The sequence below is a fragment of the Terrabacter sp. 05T424 genome, assembly GCF_056396225.1.
The window spans coordinates 498,949-514,472 of the sequence record NZ_JBFTLB010000001.1; the positions used below are offsets into that span (position 1 = coordinate 498,949).

General features: G+C 71.2%; 16 protein-coding genes. 8 read left to right on the forward strand and 8 right to left on the reverse strand.

From position 1 onward, the window contains the following. Nucleotides 1-27: 27 nt before the first annotated feature. From tatB to AC1DE0_RS02360, 3 genes are all read left to right on the forward strand, one after another. Entirely contained in the window at nt 28-381 is a 354-nt protein-coding gene (gene tatB / locus AC1DE0_RS02350; RefSeq protein ID WP_478096711.1) for a Sec-independent protein translocase protein TatB, read from the forward strand. A gap of 102 nt (nt 382-483) precedes the next feature. Then, complete coding sequence (locus tag AC1DE0_RS02355) at nt 484-2,292, forward strand: ABC transporter ATP-binding protein (protein WP_478096713.1); 1,809 nt, start codon at nt 484-486, stop codon at nt 2,290-2,292. After that, nucleotides 2,289-4,136, forward strand: a complete 1,848-nt coding sequence (locus AC1DE0_RS02360; protein ID WP_478096715.1) for an ABC transporter ATP-binding protein — start codon at nt 2,289-2,291, stop codon at nt 4,134-4,136. Before AC1DE0_RS02355 ends, AC1DE0_RS02360 begins: the two co-directional genes overlap by 4 nt. A 307-nt stretch (nt 4,137-4,443) precedes the next feature. On the opposite strand, the gene AC1DE0_RS02365 is transcribed toward AC1DE0_RS02360, so the two are convergent. The 4 genes from AC1DE0_RS02365 to AC1DE0_RS02380 all read right to left on the reverse strand — a co-directional run bounded on the left by AC1DE0_RS02365 (nt 4,444) and on the right by AC1DE0_RS02380 (nt 8,258). Then, nucleotides 4,444-5,586: an Mrp/NBP35 family ATP-binding protein gene (locus AC1DE0_RS02365; protein ID WP_478096717.1), complete on the reverse strand. Its 1,143-nt coding sequence runs from the start codon at nt 5,584-5,586 to the stop codon at nt 4,444-4,446. Between the two features lie 118 nt (nt 5,587-5,704). Then, the gene (locus AC1DE0_RS02370; RefSeq protein WP_478096719.1) at nt 5,705-6,262 is read right to left on the reverse strand and encodes a DUF1003 domain-containing protein; all 558 of its coding nucleotides are present in this window, start codon (nt 6,260-6,262) and stop codon (nt 5,705-5,707) included. Next, nucleotides 6,259-7,566 carry a magnesium transporter MgtE N-terminal domain-containing protein gene (locus tag AC1DE0_RS02375; RefSeq protein ID WP_478096721.1) on the reverse strand — a complete coding sequence of 436 codons (1,308 nt, stop codon included), beginning with the start codon at nt 7,564-7,566 and terminating at the stop codon, nt 6,259-6,261. Before AC1DE0_RS02375 ends, AC1DE0_RS02370 begins: the two co-directional genes overlap by 4 nt. A gap of 17 nt (nt 7,567-7,583) precedes the next feature. Beyond that, on the reverse strand, nt 7,584-8,258 hold the full coding sequence (locus AC1DE0_RS02380) for a hypothetical protein (protein ID WP_478096723.1): 675 nt from the start codon (nt 8,256-8,258) through the stop codon (nt 7,584-7,586). Nucleotides 8,259-8,347: 89 nt separating this feature from the next. Here AC1DE0_RS02380 and AC1DE0_RS02385 point away from each other — a divergent pair, with 89 nt between their 5' ends. Both AC1DE0_RS02385 and AC1DE0_RS02390 read left to right on the forward strand, forming a co-directional pair. After that, on the forward strand, nt 8,348-9,421 hold the full coding sequence (locus AC1DE0_RS02385; RefSeq protein ID WP_478096725.1) for an HpcH/HpaI aldolase/citrate lyase family protein: 1,074 nt from the start codon (nt 8,348-8,350) through the stop codon (nt 9,419-9,421). Beyond that, nucleotides 9,390-10,304, forward strand: a complete 915-nt coding sequence (locus tag AC1DE0_RS02390; protein ID WP_478096727.1) for an HpcH/HpaI aldolase/citrate lyase family protein — start codon at nt 9,390-9,392, stop codon at nt 10,302-10,304. The genes AC1DE0_RS02385 and AC1DE0_RS02390 overlap by 32 nt, the downstream gene beginning before the upstream one ends. A 20-nt stretch (nt 10,305-10,324) precedes the next feature. Here the strand turns inward: AC1DE0_RS02390 and AC1DE0_RS02395 are convergent, their stop codons facing one another. The 3 genes from AC1DE0_RS02395 to AC1DE0_RS02405 form a co-directional block, all read right to left on the reverse strand. After that, a complete protein-coding gene (locus tag AC1DE0_RS02395) occupies nt 10,325-10,468 on the reverse strand; it encodes a hypothetical protein (RefSeq protein WP_478096729.1) in 144 nt (47 codons plus the stop codon). 69 nt (nt 10,469-10,537) lie between these two features. Further along, nucleotides 10,538-10,774, reverse strand: a complete 237-nt coding sequence (locus AC1DE0_RS02400) for a hypothetical protein (RefSeq protein WP_478096731.1) — start codon at nt 10,772-10,774, stop codon at nt 10,538-10,540. 44 nt (nt 10,775-10,818) lie between these two features. Next, nucleotides 10,819-11,001, reverse strand: a complete 183-nt coding sequence (locus AC1DE0_RS02405; RefSeq protein ID WP_478096733.1) for a hypothetical protein — start codon at nt 10,999-11,001, stop codon at nt 10,819-10,821. A gap of 182 nt (nt 11,002-11,183) precedes the next feature. On the opposite strand from AC1DE0_RS02405, the gene AC1DE0_RS02410 reads away from it, so the two are divergent. The 3 genes from AC1DE0_RS02410 to AC1DE0_RS02420 all read left to right on the forward strand — a co-directional run bounded on the left by AC1DE0_RS02410 (nt 11,184) and on the right by AC1DE0_RS02420 (nt 14,424). Next, nucleotides 11,184-12,080, forward strand: a complete 897-nt coding sequence (locus tag AC1DE0_RS02410) for an extensin family protein (protein WP_478096735.1) — start codon at nt 11,184-11,186, stop codon at nt 12,078-12,080. A gap of 27 nt (nt 12,081-12,107) precedes the next feature. Beyond that, complete coding sequence (gene proS, locus AC1DE0_RS02415; protein ID WP_478096737.1) at nt 12,108-13,517, forward strand: proline--tRNA ligase; 1,410 nt, start codon at nt 12,108-12,110, stop codon at nt 13,515-13,517. A gap of 226 nt (nt 13,518-13,743) precedes the next feature. Then, on the forward strand, nt 13,744-14,424 hold the full coding sequence (locus AC1DE0_RS02420) for a nitroreductase family protein (RefSeq protein WP_478096739.1): 681 nt from the start codon (nt 13,744-13,746) through the stop codon (nt 14,422-14,424). Between the two features lie 88 nt (nt 14,425-14,512). Here the strand turns inward: AC1DE0_RS02420 and AC1DE0_RS02425 are convergent, their stop codons facing one another. Continuing rightward, the gene (locus AC1DE0_RS02425) at nt 14,513-15,421 is read right to left on the reverse strand and encodes a serine protein kinase RIO (protein WP_478096741.1); all 909 of its coding nucleotides are present in this window, start codon (nt 15,419-15,421) and stop codon (nt 14,513-14,515) included. Between the last annotated feature and the right edge of the window lie 103 nt (nt 15,422-15,524).

Genomic DNA, 15,524 nt, shown 5'->3' on the forward strand with positions numbered 1-15,524 from the left:
GCCGAGACGCGCTGGAAGCGAGGGACTGTGTTCGACATCAACGGGTGGGAGCTGCTCCTGCTCGGTCTGCTCGCCATCGTCATCCTGGGGCCTGAGCGCCTGCCCGAGTACGCCGCCAAGTTCGGCAAGTTCGTGCGGCAGGCCCGCACGATGGCCGACCGGGCCAAGCAGCAGCTCAAGGACGAGATGGGTCCGGAGTTCTCCGACGTCGACTGGCGGGCCTACGACCCGCGGCAGTACGACCCGCGCAAGATCGTGCGCGACGCCCTGTCCTCCCCGCCCGAGGAGACCGAGCCCGATCCCGTCGTCGACAAGCCGGTCAGCGCCCCGCGCTGGCACGATCCGACGGTGCCGACGCCCTGGGACAACGAGGCGACCTGACGACCTGCGCCAGGTCTGACGTGGCGGGTCGAGGAGGCCTCTCGCGAAAAGATCTGACCCAGAGGTATCACTGTCGGTGGTCGGGGATATCGTCATCCCTTGATGCCTGAACGACCAGCCTCGCACCCGCCCGCCTCCGTCCACGCGCTCTGGCGCCTGCGCGGCTACCTGCGCCCGCACCGGTGGGCACTCGTCGTGATGTTCGCAGCGTCCCTGGCCGGGGTCGGGCTGTCGATCGCGATCCCGCTCGTCACGCGGGCCCTCATCGACGGGCCCATCACCCGGCACGAGCTCGCCCCGGTGCTGCCGCTCGGCCTGCTCGCACTGGTCCTCGGCGTGCTCGAGGCGGTGCTGATCTTCGTGCGTCGATGGGTGCAGTCCAACGCGGTGCTCGGACTCGAGACCCAGCTGCGCCGCGACCTCTACGAACGGCTCCAGAGCCTGCCGATGAGCTTCCACTCCCGGTGGCAGTCGGGCCAGCTGCTCTCCCGCGCCACGACCGACCTCTCGGCGATCCGACGCTTCAGCGGGTTCGGCCTGCTCTTCCTCGTCGTCAACGTGCTGCAGCTCGTCGCCGTCACCGTCGTCCTGCTCACGATGTACTGGCCGCTCGGACTCGTCGTGGCCGCCGTCGCCGTGCCGATCATCTGGCTCTCGATGCGCTTCGAGAAGGCCTACGTCGTCGTGTCGCGCCGGGTCCAGGACCAGCAGGGCGACCTCGCGACCCAGGCCGAGGAGGGGGCCGTCGGCATCCGCGTCATCAAGTCCTTCGGCCGCAGCGACCACGTCGCCGAGCGCTACGACCGCGCCGCTCTCGAGCTGCGCGCGACGAGCATCGACAAGGTTCGGCTGTCGGCCAAGTTCTGGACCTTCCTCGAGGTCATCCCCAACCTCGCCGTCGTCGTCGTCCTGCTCCTCGGGGCGATCGGCGTCGGGCGCGGCGCGCTGACACCGGGCGAGCTCGTCGCCTTCATCACCCTGATGCTCTCGCTCGTCTGGCCCGTCTCCTCGCTCGGCGTCATCCTCGCCATGTCGCAGGAGGCGATGACCGCGGCCGCTCGGGTGCTCGAGATCTTCGACACGCCACCTGACATCGTCTCGGGAGAGCTGCCGGCCGCGGCCCGCCGTGGGCACCTGAGGTTCGACCACGTCGACTTCGCCTTCCCCGACGCCCCCGACCAGCTCGTGCTGCGCGACGTGAACCTCGACCTCGCCCCGGGCGAGACCCTCGCTCTGGTCGGCGCCACCGGCACGGGCAAGACGGCACTGACGGCCCTCGTGCCCAGGCTGTTCGACGTCACCCGGGGTCGCATCACCATCGACGACGTCGACGTGCGCGACCTCGAGCTCGGCGAGCTGCGCAGCCTCGTGGCCACGGCTTTCGAGGAGCCGACGCTCTTCTCCATGAGCGCCCGCGAGAACGTCACGCTGGGTCGCGCCGACGCACCCGACGACGAGGTGCTCGCGGCTCTGGAGATCGCGCAGGCCGGCTTCGTGCACGACCTGCCGTGGGGTCTCGACACGCGCATCGGCGAGCAGGGCATGTCGCTCTCCGGTGGGCAGCGCCAGCGGCTGGCCCTCGCTCGGGCGGTCCTCTCACGGCCTGCGGTGCTCGTCCTCGACGACACGCTCTCCGCGCTCGACGTGCACACCGAGAAGCTCGTCGAGGAGGCCCTCTCCCGGGTGCTCTCCGACACGACCGGGCTCATCGTCGCCCACCGGGCCTCGACCGTGCTGCTCGCCGACCGGGTAGCGCTGCTGCAGAACGGCACGATCACGCACGTGGGCACCCACCGCGAGCTGCTCGACACGGTTCCCGCCTACCGCGAGCTGCTGGCCGCCGACCCGGTCTCCGACCCCGACTCCGCCTGTGACGCGCCTCGCGACTCGTCCGAGGAGGTGTCGGCATGAGCGCCCCCACCCAGCCGGCCCACGAGGCGCAGCGCTGGCGCGGCGTCGCCGCCGACGAGATCGAGGGCGAGCTGACCGCCGAGACCTCAGCGCGTCTCGCCACCCGCTCACGGCGGCTCCTGCGCGACCTGCTGCGACCTTGGCGCAAGGCGCTGTGGATGCTCATGGTCGTCGTCGTCGTCGAGAACGCTGCGCGCCTCTCGATCCCCTACCTCGTCAAGGAGGGCATCGACGTCGGCATCCCGCCGATCCGCGAGACGGGCGACCTCGAGCCGCTCCTGCTCGTCGTCGGCCTGGTCCTGGTCGCCACGATCACGCAGGCCGTCGCCCGCAACCTGTTCCTCGTCCGCTCCGGCACCATCGGTCAGGACATCCTGCTCTCGATCCGGCGGCGGATCTTCCGGCACTTCCAGCACCTGAGCCCGGCGTTCCACGACCGCTACACCTCCGGTCGGGTCATCTCGCGCCAGACCTCCGACGTCGACGCCATCTACGAGATGCTCGAGACCGGCTTCGACGGGCTCGTCACCGCCGCGCTCACCCTCGTGGGCACGTCGGCGCTGCTGCTCGTGCTCGACCTCAAGCTCGGCCTCGTGGCGCTGCTGTGCGGCCCGTTCCTGGCGTGGCTCACCAACTGGTTCCGCAAGGCGTCGGCGCGCAGCTACCGTGCCACCCGCGAGAAGGTCGCCCTCGTCATCGTGCACTTCGTCGAGTCGATGAACGGCATCCGCGCGGTGCAGGCGTTCCGCCGTGAGCCGCGCAACCAGCAGATCTTCGACGACGTCAACGACCAGTACCGCCAGGCCAACCTGGGGGCCTTCCGACTGGTGGCCTGGTTCATGCCCGGCATCCGCCTCATCGGCAACGTCACCATCGCCATCGTGCTGCTCTACGGCGGCTACCTCGCCTTCAACGGGGAGGTCACCGTCGGGGTGCTCGCGGCGTTCCTGCTCTACCTGCGTCAGTTCTTCGAGCCGATGATGGAGATCTCGCAGTTCTACAACACCTTCCAGTCCGCATCGGCGGCGCTGGAGAAGCTGTCCGGGGTGCTCGAGGAGACTCCCGACGTGCCCGAACCCACCGCGCCGACGGCACTCGCGAACGTGCGCGGAGAGGTGCGGTTCGACCACGTGGCGTTCGAGTACGTCGCCGGCACGGCCGTGCTGCCAGACCTCGACCTCACCGTCCCGGCCGGCCAGACGCTCGCCCTCGTCGGCACCACCGGCGCCGGCAAGACGACCGTCGCCAAGCTCGCGACGCGCTTCTACGACCCCACCGGTGGGGCCGTGCTGCTCGACGGCGTCGACCTGCGCAGCGTGCGGTCCGACGACCTCCACCGGGCGGTCGTCATGGTCACCCAGGAGAACTACCTCTTCTCGGGCACCGTCGCCGACAACATCCGCTTCGGCCGACCCGACGCGACCGACGAGCAGGTGGAGCGCGCGGCTCGCGCCCTCGGCGCGCACGGCTTCATCACCGCGCTCCCGGAGGGCTACGCCACCGAGGTTTCCAACCGAGGTGGCCTGCTCAGCGCCGGCCAGCGGCAGCTCGTCGCCTTCGCGCGCGCCTTCCTCGCCGACCCGGCCGTGCTCATCCTCGACGAGGCCACGTCGTCGCTCGACATCCCGTCCGAGCGGCTCGTGCAGCAGGCCCTGCACACCATCCTCGCCGGCCGCACCGCGATCGTCATCGCGCACCGGCTCTCGACGGTCGAGATCGCCGACCGGGTGCTCGTCATGGAGCACGGGCGCATCGTCGAGGACGGCGCACCGCAGGAGCTCATCGACGGCGGCGAGGGACGGTTCTCCGACCTGCACCGCGCCTGGGTCGACTCCCTCGCCTGAGTCGAGTGCTCATTTTCCCTACGTCGGGAAGTGGGCACTCGATGGGGCCGGGAGTCGAGTGCTCAAGTCCCTACGTCGGGAACTGGGCACTCGATGGGGCCGGGAGTTGAGAGCTCAAGTCCCTACGTCGGGAACTGGGCACTCGACCGGGCCTGGGAGTCGAGTGCTCAAGTCCCTACGTCGGGAACTGGGCACTCGATGGGGGCTGACCGTCGAGTGCTCAAATTTCTACGTCGGGAACTGGGCACTCGATGGGGGCTGACCGTCGAGTGCTCGTTTTCCTACGTCGTCGGGACGGGGAGGGGGCTCAGCGACCGGCGGGGGTGAGGCCGAGGGAGCGGCCAGCGAGACCGCGGGCGCGGGCGCCGAGACCGCGGGCGATGCCGCGCAGCGCCACGGCGGCGGCGGTGTCGGGCTCGGCCAGCACGACGGGAGTGCCGGTGTCGCCACCTTCGCGCAGTCGCGTGTCGAGCGGGATCTGGCCGAGCAGTTCGACCGGGGCGCCGATGCTCTTGCTGAGCGAGTCGGCGACGGCCTGGCCGCCACCGGAGCCGAAGATCTCCTGGCGCGTGCCGTCGGGCAGCTCGAGCCAGCTCATGTTCTCGATGACGCCCGCCACGCGCTGGTGGGTCTGCAGCGCGATCGAGCCGGCTCGCTCGGCCACCTCTGCGGCCGCCTGCTGAGGCGTCGTCACGACGAGGATCTCGGCGGTCGGGATGAGCTGCGCGACGGAGATCGCGATGTCACCGGTGCCGGGCGGGAGGTCGAGCAGCAGCACGTCGAGGTCGCCCCAGAAGACGTCGCCGAGGAACTGCTGCAGGGCGCGGTGCAGCATCGGTCCGCGCCAGACGACCGGCTGGTTGCCGGGCACGAACATGCCGATCGAGATGACCTTCACGTCGTGGCTGATCGGCGGCAGGATCATGTCGTCGACCTGCGTCGGGCGCTGCTCGACACCGAGCATGCGCGGCACAGAGAAGCCGTAGACGTCGGCGTCGACGACGCCCACCCGCAGGCCCTGCTCGGCCATCGCGGCCGCGAGGTTCACCGTCACCGAGGACTTGCCGACGCCACCCTTGCCGGAGGCGACGGCATACACCCGCGTGAGGCTGTTGGGCTTGGCGAACGGGATCTCTTTCTCGGGAGCCCCACCGCGCAGCTGCGAGCGCAGCTCGGCGCGCTGCTCGTCGCTCATGACGTCGAGCTCGACCTCGACGGAGGTCACACCCGCGAGGGCCAGCAGCGCGTTGCTGGAGTCCTTGGTGAGCGTCTCCTTCATGGGGCATCCGGAGACCGTGAGGAAGATCGCGAGCGCCACCCTGCCGGTGTCGTCGATCTCGACCGACTTGACCATGCCGAGCTCGGTGATCGGCTTGCGGATCTCGGGGTCGTTGACCTTCGACAGCGCCGTGAGCATGGCGTCACGGCTGGGCAGCGCAGGGACAGACATGTCCTCCATCGTATGCCGCGGTGCCGAGCCTCCCGACCACGGCCGCTGTCTACCGCAACACACCGAGACCCGCCTCCGAGGAGGCGCCGCAGCGGTCCCGGACGCCGGGGGCCGTGCGCTAGTCGGTGTGCCGCGGGGGAGTGGCGTCGTCGGCGTTGCGGATGAGTGCGCGGTCCTCGAGCTCGTCGAGGAGGCCGCGTAGCTCGCTGCGGACGAAGTCGCGCGTCGCCTGCTCGCGCAGGGCCAGGCGGAGCGAGGCGACCTCCCGGGTGAGGAACTCGGTGTCGGCGAGGTTGCGCTCGTCGCGCGCCCTGTCCTGCTCGAGCGCGACGCGGTCGCGGTCGGCCTGGCGGTTCTGCGCGAGCAGGATGAGCGGGGCGGCGTACGAGGCCTGCAGGCTCAGCATCAGCGTCAGGAAGATGAACGGGAACTCGTCGAAGATCAGGCGAGCCGGCGCCAGCACGTTCCACAGGATCCAGGCCGCGACGAACACCGTCATGCCGATGAGGAAGCCGGCCGTGCCCATGAGGCGGGCGAACCTCTCGGACAGGACGCCGAACGCCTCCTGCGAGAAGGTGAGCCGCGGGAGCACGCGGGCCCGCTGCTCCTGCGGCTGGTCGAGCTTGTCGCCGCGCACGGCGCGCGTGCCCGGGCGACGTTCGGCGCGCTCGCTCACGGGCGCACCTCCAGCTCGTGCCGCTCCTCACGCCAGTCCTCGGGGAGGATGTGGTCGAGCACGTCGTCGACCGTGACCGCGCCGATGAGCCGGCCGTCGCTGTCGACGACGGGCAGCGAGACGAGGTTGTAGGTAGCGAGCGTGCGCGTGACGGTCTCGAGCGAGGCACTGGCGGCGAGCGGCTCGATCTCCTTGTCGATGATCGACCCGACGGCGCCGTGCGGCGGCTCGCGCAGCAGCCGCTGGAAGTGGACGAGCCCGAGGTAGCGGCCGGTCGGAGCCTCGAGCGGCGGCCGGCAGACGTAGACCATCGAGGCCAGGGCGGGGGCGAGCTCCTCGCGGCGCACGGTCGCCAGCGCCTCGGCGATCGTCGCCTCGGGACCGAGCACCACCGGCTCGGTGGTCATCATGCCGCCGGCGGTGTTCTCGTCGTAGGACAGTAGCCGTCGCAACGGGGCCGCCTCGTCGGGCTCCATGAGCTGGAGAAGCTGCTCGGCCTGGGCAGGGGGGAGGTCGGCCAGCAGGTCGGCCGCGTCGTCGGGCTCCATGGCCTCGAGCACGTCGGCGGCACGCTCGGTGTCGAGGCCGGCGATGATCTCGACCTGGTCGTCCTCGGGCAGCTCCTCGAGCACGTCGGCGAGCCGCTCGTCGTCGAGGGCGGCCGCCACCTCGGCGCGACGCTTGGGGTTGAGGTCGTGGATGACCTCGGCGAGGTCGGCGACCTTGAGGTCGTCGTAGGTCTCGAGGAGGCGCTCGGCGCTCTGTGCGCCGGCCTGCTCGTGCAGGCCGACCACGTCGCGGATGTCGACGAGCATCGTCTTGCCCGAGCGTCGACGGGTCAGCCGCGACATGGCCTTGGACGTGGGCGAGATGCCGGTCGGTGCCTGTCGGACGAAGACGCGGGTGCCCAGCCAGTCGCGGCGGGGGCCCTGCTCGATGGCGATGTCCTCGACGAGCGCGTCGGCGAACCCCGCGTCGACCGCGTCAGGTTTCGTGACGCGGACCGTGCGGTCGAAGAGCTCGGCGGCGACGAGCACCTCGTTGGTGCGCTGCTCGAAACGCCGCATGTTGACGAGTCCGGTGGTGATGACGGCTCCGGCGTCGATGGAGGTCACCCGGGTCATCGGCACGAAGACCCGGCGGCGGCCCGGCACCTCGACGACGAGGCCGATGACGCGCGGCTCCGGCCGGTTGGCCGAGAACATCACCACGACGTCGCGCACCCGACCGACCTGGTCGCCGAGCGGGTCGAAGACGCTCAGCCCGGTCAGGCGTGCGACGAAGACTCGGGTGCTCGCACTCATGGGGCAAGGCTAGGGGTTCAGCCGGCCCGTCGTCGGCCGCCACGTCGCTGGCGCTTCTTGCGCAGCTTTGCTCGCTCCTTGGCGGCCTGACGTGCGGCCTTCTTCTCATCACGCTGTCGCTTGCGCTCGGCCTTCTCCTCGCCGCGCCCACCCCAGTGCCACGGGCGCCATGAGGTGGTGGTCGCCGCGGTGCGCGCCGGGGGCTCGCGGTGGTCGTGGGCGGCATACGCCCCCGGCGACTCGAGCGGGCTGTCGAAGGGGACGAGCGCTGTCACTGTGCACTCGGCGGCCCAGCGGGTCACCGAGTCGTCGACGGCGTTGAGGCGTGAGGTGCGCAGCAGCTCGGTGGCGCGCTGCCACTCGGGGGTGCCGGGCTCGAGCACGTGGACGTGGGCGCGCACGGTCAGCAGGCGGCCGCCGGTGTCCTTGCTGCGCAGCATGACCCGGACCTCCTTGGGCAGCCACGGCAGCGGTTGCTCCCCGGGGCCGCTGACGACGAGGGCGGCCCCGTCGTCCCAGACGTGCCACGCCGGCCAGGTGCGGTCGTCGGGCACCTCGATCCAGAGCAGGCCGGACTTCGTCATGGCCTCGCCCAGCAGCGCCGACGCGTTGGCCGGTCGCGGCCCGGCCACGGGGCCGGCTGCGGGCTGGTTCGCCGGCGGGCTTGCTGGCTCGGTCGCAGGGTCGGTCACACCGCCACCATAGTGATGCCGGACTCATCGGCGGCGGGCGTGACTGTCGTCATAACGCGGGTCTCGGGCCCGTTGCTACGTTGGCGCCCATGCGCAGCGCCAAGGACTTCTTCCGGCCGCTCGCGGTGGGGGCACCGACGCCCCTGGCGCAGGTGCCCCCCCGCCCGTCCCGGGTCATCCACTTCTTCGACCCGAGCAACCCGAAGATGGCGGCCAAGGTGCCAGACCTCGTCGGCACCGTCGACGTCCTGCTCGGCAACCTCGAGGACGCCGTCAAGGCCGACCGCAAGGAGGCCGCGCGCGCCGGGTTCGTCGAGATCGCGAAGGCCACCGACTTCGGCGAGAACACGCAGCTCTGGACCCGCATCAACGCCCTCGACAGCCCGTGGGCACTCGACGACCTCACGACGCTGATCTCCGAGGTCGGCGACAAGCTCGACGTCGTGATGGTGCCGAAGGTGCAGGGCGCCGAGGACATCCACTACGTCGACCGGCTGCTGGCCCAGCTCGAGGCGAAGGCCGGCCTGACCCGCCCGATCCTCGTCCACGCCATCCTCGAGACGGCGCGCGGCATGGTGAACGTGGAGGAGATCTGCGGCGCCTCACCGCGCATGCAGGGCCTCTCGCTCGGCCCGGCCGACCTCGCTGCAGACCGCCGCATGAAGACGACCCGCGTCGGCGGCGGCCACCCCGGCTACCTCGTGCGCACCGACCCGGTCGACGGTGACATCCAGGGATCGCGCGCCACGGCGCAGCAGGACCTGTGGCACTACACGATCGCCCGCATGGTCGACGCCTGCGCGATGCACGGCATCTACCCGTACTACGGCCCGTTCGGCGACATCCAGGACGTCGTCGCCTGCGAGGACCAGTTCCGCAACGCGTTCCTGCTCGGCTGTGTCGGCACGTGGTCGCTGCACCCGGTGCAGATCGAGATCGCCAAGCGCGTCTTCAGCCCGTCGGCCGAGGACGTCGCACACGCACGCCGCGTCGTCGCCGCGATGGGCGACGGCACCGGCGCGGTGATGCTCGACGGGAAGATGGAGGACGACGCCAGCCTCAAGCAGTGCCTCGTCATCGTCGAGCTCGCCGAGCGCCTCTCCAAGACGGACCCCGCGCTCGCCGAGCTGTATGCCGCCGAGCCCGCCACGCAGGAAGGCTGACCTCGTGACGCAGCAGACGGCATACCGCCCTCGTCGCTCGGTGCTCTACATGCCGAGCTCCAACGAGCGCGCGCTCGAGAAGGCGAAGACGCTCCCCGTCGACGCGCTGATCCTCGACCTCGAGGACGCCGTCGCGCCCGACGCCAAGGACACGGCGCGTGAGAACGCCTGTGCCGCAGCGCGATCCGGTGACTACGGTCGACGCGAGCTGACGATCCGGGTCAACGGCCTCGGCTCGCAGTGGCATGACGCCGACCTTGCCGCGGCGGCGGCCGCGGGGCCAGACGCGATCGTCGTTCCGAAGGTGAACTCCGCCGACGAGGTGCGCGCGCTCGTGGCCGCCATGGAGGCCGCCGGAGCCCCGGACCACACCAGGCTCTGGGCGATGGTCGAGACCCCGGTGGCCGTGCTCCACGCCGAGGAGATCGCGCGCGCCTCCGACCGGCTCGCCTGCCTCGTGCTCGGGACCAACGACCTCTACAAGGAGATCGGCGCGACGTTCGCCCCCGGGCGTGCGGCCATCGCGACCAGCCTGCAGCTGGCGCTGCTCGCCGCGCGGGCCGCGGGTGTCGCCGTCGTCGACGGTGTCTTCAACGACGTCAAGGACGCCGACGGCTTCCTCGCCGAGGCGCGTCAGGGCCGGGAGTGGGGGTTCGACGGCAAGACCCTCATTCACCCCGGGCAGGTGGAGGCGGCCAACGAGGTCTTCGCGCCGAGCGAGGCACAGGTCGACGACGCCCGCGCCGTCATCGCTGCGTTCGAAGCCGCACAGGCCGAGGGGCGTGGTGTCGCCACCCTCAACGGCCGGCTCATCGAGAACCTCCACGTCGACACGGCGCAGAAGGTCCTCGCCACCGCCGACGCCATCGCCGCCCTGGCCTGAGACACGAGGACGGCTGCCGGTCAGGTGCTGCACGACACGTGCAGCAGGCTGCGGTCGTCAGGGTCGACCGGGCCGTAGACGAAGGCGAGGTCGGTGCCCGCGACGCGCACCCGGTGGTCGAGCGGCGAAGTGCTCCCGTCACGGGCCGGTGCCCGCTCGGACACGACGGCGAAGGCGAGGAGCTTGCCACGTTCGGGCCGGGATGGAGTCGAAGTCCTCTGGCCGGGACGCGGTCACCCTCCGGCTCCGTGGAGCGCGACGACGAGTCCGCGCGCGGGCCTGCCGGCGGGGACCGCGAGCCGCCACCGAGGCCGGTCGGGGCTGTGGCGCGGGTCGAGCACGCCGTCCGACAACGTCGCCCCGTCAGGTGCGTCAGCGCAGCCGGTGACCCCAGCCAGTGCTGCCGCGGATCCGATGCCGAGAGCGGCCCGCAACACCGTGCGACGTCGCGGCGTCGTTGCAGTCGACATGGAGGGAGCGTCGGCCTCGCGCACGCTGGCGCGCGGGAGCCTGCTCAGTCGCCTCGACCTCGGCGGCGGGCTGCGCGGACCCGTACGAGCCAGCCTGCGGCCAGGATGCCCGACCCCAGCTGCTCGCTCGTCGAGGCGTCGGGCCCTGCTGCGATGATGCCAGCCGCCGTTGCGAGGAGGCGGTCGTTGCACGGGCGGCACAACCGACGGCCGGTCGCGGTCGTCACGAGGCCACCCTTCACGCCGCCCAGCCCACCCACCTGCTTGCCGCACTGCGCACACCTGGCCATGGTTCTCCGTCCCTGTCGCCCGCCCGGACGGGCAGCGCGTTCGTGCCGGTCGGAGGGCCGGCCGCACGTTGCGGTTCCGTGGCGGGATAGGACGCGTGCCGTCGGACGTTGGAGCAGTCATGGAGCCCGACACGACGGAGCGCGGACAGGCGACCCCGCCCGACCCGGACGCTCCGGCGACCCGGTCGGGGATGACGCGCCGCCGACTCCTGGCGCTCGGAGCGGTCGGGGCCGTGGCCGCCGGTGGGGCGTATGCCGTCTCGCGCGGTCCCGGTTTCCCCTCCCTCCCGGCGCTCCCCGGTTTCAACGAGCCGACCCCGCCCGAGCTGCGGATCGACCCGCGGCCTGTGGACTTCCGCGACCTCGAGGCGCGACGCCGCATCGGGACCGCGGCTCACGCGTACGAGGTCACGGGCCGGCCAGCGACGTACTACGTGACCGAGCCCTTCGGCGCCCGGCTCGACCAGTGGCTCGCCCTCCACCGGAAGCACGTCGGTCAGGTTCCCGACGAGATCCGTTCGTACGGCGCCTGGGTGCGCGGGTCGTCGACGTCATGGCACAGCTCAGGCGAGGCGATCGACATCGCTCGGCTGCGGGCCGGAGGCCGCGACCTGACCTCCCTGCGCCACGACCAGTGGCGCGACGCCCCACCTGCCGAGCTCCGCCGGCGGCTGTCCCTCTACTGGCGCACCGCGGCCGGCCTGCACCACGAGTTCGCCGACGTGCTGACCTACCTCTTCGACGACGCCCACGCGAACCACATCCACGTCGACGTCGGCCGGTTCGGCCCGGAGCTGCCGCGGCTGATCCGTCGGTCCAACGCGCAGGTGCAGGCAGTGCAGGCGATGTGCCGCCATGTCTGGGGCCGCACCGACGTCGAGACGACCGGCGACCTCGACGACGTCACGAGGGACGCCACGACCCGCATCCTCGAGCAGGCCGGTGGCCTGGGTGAGCTCGCCGACTCGCGTGAGGCGTGGCAGGCCTTCATGGTGGCGACGATGGAGCACGCCTGATTTGGTGCCGTCCGTAGGATCGGCCCCATGCCCAAGACCGTGCTCACTCCTCAGTCAGAGGACTTCCCCCGCTGGTACCAGGACGTCGTCGCCAAGGCGGAGCTGGCCGACAACGGGCCGGTGCGCGGCACCATGGTCATCCGACCGTACGGCTACGCGATCTGGGAGCGCATGCAGGCCGACATGGACCGGCGCATCAAGGAGGCCGGCGCCAAGAACGCCTACTTCCCGCTCTTCATCCCCGAGTCCTACCTCACCCGCGAGGCCGAGCACGTCGAGGGCTTCAGCCCCGAGCTCGCCGTCGTGACGCACGCCGGCGGCAAGGAGCTCGAGGAGAAGGTCGTCGTGCGCCCGACGTCCGAGACGGTCATCGGCGAGTACATGGCGAAGTGGACCCAGAGCTACCGTGACCTGCCCCTGCTGCTCAACCAGTGGGCGAACGTCGTGCGCTGGGAGCTGCGGCCGCGAGTGTTCCTGCGCACCAGTGAGTTCCTCTGGCAGGAGGGTCACACGGCCCACGCGACCGAGCAGGACGCTCGGGCGTACGCGAGGCGCATCCACGCCGACGTCTACGCCGCCTTCATGCGCGAAATACTGGCGATGCCAGTGGTGCTCGGCCGCAAGACCGCTCGTGAGCGCTTCGCCGGGGCCACGAACACCCTTGCGCTGGAAGCGATGATGCGCGACGGCAAGGCATTGCAGATGGGCACCAGCCACGAGCTCGGGCAGAACTTCGCCAGGGCGTTCGACATCACCTACCTCTCCCAGCAGTCGCGCCAGGAGACCTGCTGGACGACGTCGTGGGGCACCTCGACCAGGATGCTCGGTGGGCTGATCATGTGCCACGGCGACGACGCCGGCCTTCGCTTGCCGCCGCGGCTGGCGCCGATCCAGGCGTTGGTCATGGTCGTCAAGGACGGCGAGGGCGTCGTCGCGGCGGCCGAGCAGCTCGTCTCCGACCTGCTCGCCCGAGGGGTGCGGGCCGAGCTCGACGCCCGCGTCGACACCCCCTTCGGGCGACGGGCGGTCGACGCGGAGCTCAAGGGCATCCCGGTTCGCGTCGAGGTCGGTCCCCGCGACCTCGCCGAGGGCAGCGTCACGGTCGCCCGACGCGTGGCCGGTGGCAAGACGGCCGTGCCGATCGCAGGGGTCGTCGACACCGTGACGGGTGCCCTCGACGAGGACCACGAGACGCTGTATGCCGGCGCGCTGGCCCATCAGCAGGCCAACACCTCCGCGGTCTCGAGTCTCGGTGAGGCGGCCGAGGCAGCCCGCACCGGCTGGGCGACGATCCCGTGGTCGACGCTCGGGACCGAGGGCGAGGCCACCCTCGCCGAGTCCGCTGTGACGGTCCGATGCCTGACGATGCCTGACGGGTCCGTGCCCGAGTCCGAGGACGACGAGGGCGTGCTCGCGGTCGTCGGCCGCGCGTACTGACAGCGGCCGGCGGACCGCCACGAACCCCGCGCTCGTGCCCCTGCACGCACCCGTATGCCGTCTCGTGGCGGTCCGTCGGTCGGCGGGCCACGTGCGCGCGGCTCGGGTGTGAAGGTGACGGAGTGTTCTCTCGAGTGGTGAGGGGGCGCACCGGGGTGGGGGATTGGGGGGTGGCGCTGGCCACAGGAGGGGCCGGGAAGAGACGCCGCTGAGGCATCGTTGAGGAGTGCGTGAGGACGGTGAGCGCAAGGTGAGTGACATGACGGTGCCGGGCGGACGGCATGCGCCCCCGGGACCGACGGCGCAGCCGGAGACACTGACGCCGCTGCTGCGCGACCGCGAGAGCGTCCTCGTCTACGACCGCTCCCACACCCTGTCCGCGGACGCGCTCCGGGCCATCCTCGAGGCGGCGCGCTGGTCACCCTCGGCCGGCAACTCCCAGCCCTGGGGCTTCATCGTCGGTCTGCGTGGAGACGACACCCACGCCGCCATGGTCGAGCTGCTGTCGTCAGCCAACCAGGTCTGGGCGCCGTCGGCCTCGGCCATCATCCTGACCCTGCACCAGGTGGCGACCGACGAGGACCACGAGATCGCCTACAGCGACTACGCGATGTTCGACCTCGGCCAGGCGGTCGCCCACATCACGGTGCAGGCCCGCTCGATGGGGCTGCAGGTGCGTCAGTTCGGCGGCTTCGACCACGGGGCGGCCGCGGAGGTCTTCGCGGTTCCGGCGCACTGGGCCGTGACCACGGGCATCGCGCTCGGCCTGCCCGCCGGGCCGGACGGCGACGCCGAGATGCCCGAGTGGGTGCGCACGCGGGCGCGGCTGCCGCGCTCGCGGCTGCCGCTCGAGGCCTTCGTGCACTCGGGGAAGTTCGGGCACACCGCCGACTTCCTCGGCGACTGAGGCGCGACCGACCGGCGCCGCAGCCGCACGTGGATGGAGACCACCCCACGAACGGGTGGTCTCCATCACGTCCGAGCCCTTCTGGTGCTCACCAGCGGGACGTCGCCGCGGCGATGAGGTCACCGAAGAGCAGGCCCTCGTCGACCGCATACCCACGACGAGTGAACCAGTCACACATGTTGTGCGCGTCACGTTCGAGGAACTCGGGCCCGTGTGGGTTGCCGATGACGTCGACGACCTGCGGCCAGTCGATGAGGACCAGGCGCGAGTCGTCGCCCTCGCCGTCGAGCAGCACGTTGTAGGGCGAGAGGTCACCGTGCGCCCACCCGAGCTCGGCGAGCCGGAGCATCGCCTCGCGCAGCTGTTCGAACAGCACCGGCAGCAGGGCCGGGTCGGGCCTCGTCTGGGCGAGCCGTGGGGCGGCCCGCCCGTCGGGAGAGCCGATGAACTCCATCAGCATCTCGTCGTCGGACATCTGCACCGGGTAGGGCACGGGCAACCCCTCGTGCCACAGCCTGACCAGCGTCTCGAACTCGGCGAAGGCCCAGAGTCCGCTGATCAGCTCCTTGCCGAACGAGGTGCGGGTCCGGATGGCCCGCGTCTCGCGCGACTTGCGCACGCGCCGCCCCTCGAGATAGCCCGAGTCTCGGTGGAAGAGGCGGTTCTTGCTCGACCGGTAGCGCTTGCCGGCCATGATGACGTCGCGGTCGGGGGAGCCGGGCACCCACCTGCGCACCAGGTGGACGTCGGCCTCCTTGCCGGTCTTCAGCACGCCGAGGTCGGTCTCGACCGCGCCGAGGTCGGTGATGACCCAGTCGGGGCGCGGCTTGGGGCCGTGCGTCGCACCGTCCCAGCTCGACCACCGCTCGCCCTCCGGCGGGGCGTCGGGCAGCGAGTCGTACGCGAAGTTTTCGACGTCGAGGTCGGCGAGCCGCCTGCCAGTCAGGCGGGCGTCGAAGACCTCGTGTTCGTCTTCGTGAAAAGCGTTGAATGACAAGAGAACTCCAAGGGAGAAGGGGTGTGGGCAGGCGTGCCCGTGGCCGTGATGGACATGTCACCCTCCTTGGGTCCTGGTGCGCGGCAGTGTGCCGCAGCGCTCG

Bases quoted from the DNA above. Each gene is read 5' to 3' on its own strand.
- AC1DE0_RS02355 (WP_478096713.1), top strand. From the start codon at position 484: ATGCCTGAACGACCAGCCTCGCACCCGCCCGCCTCCGTCCACGCGCTC.
- AC1DE0_RS02360 (WP_478096715.1), top strand. From the start codon at position 2,289: ATGAGCGCCCCCACCCAGCCGGCCCACGAGGCGCAGCGCTGGCGCGGC.
- AC1DE0_RS02365 (WP_478096717.1), bottom strand. From the start codon at position 5,586: ATGTCTGTCCCTGCGCTGCCCAGCCGTGACGCCATGCTCACGGCGCTG.
- AC1DE0_RS02375 (WP_478096721.1), bottom strand. From the start codon at position 7,566: ATGAGTGCGAGCACCCGAGTCTTCGTCGCACGCCTGACCGGGCTGAGC.
- AC1DE0_RS02385 (WP_478096725.1), top strand. From the start codon at position 8,348: ATGCGCAGCGCCAAGGACTTCTTCCGGCCGCTCGCGGTGGGGGCACCG.
- AC1DE0_RS02390 (WP_478096727.1), top strand. From the start codon at position 9,390: ATGCCGCCGAGCCCGCCACGCAGGAAGGCTGACCTCGTGACGCAGCAG.
- AC1DE0_RS02400 (WP_478096731.1), bottom strand. From the start codon at position 10,774: ATGTCGACTGCAACGACGCCGCGACGTCGCACGGTGTTGCGGGCCGCT.
- AC1DE0_RS02410 (WP_478096735.1), top strand. From the start codon at position 11,184: ATGGAGCCCGACACGACGGAGCGCGGACAGGCGACCCCGCCCGACCCG.
- proS (WP_478096737.1), top strand. From the start codon at position 12,108: ATGCCCAAGACCGTGCTCACTCCTCAGTCAGAGGACTTCCCCCGCTGG.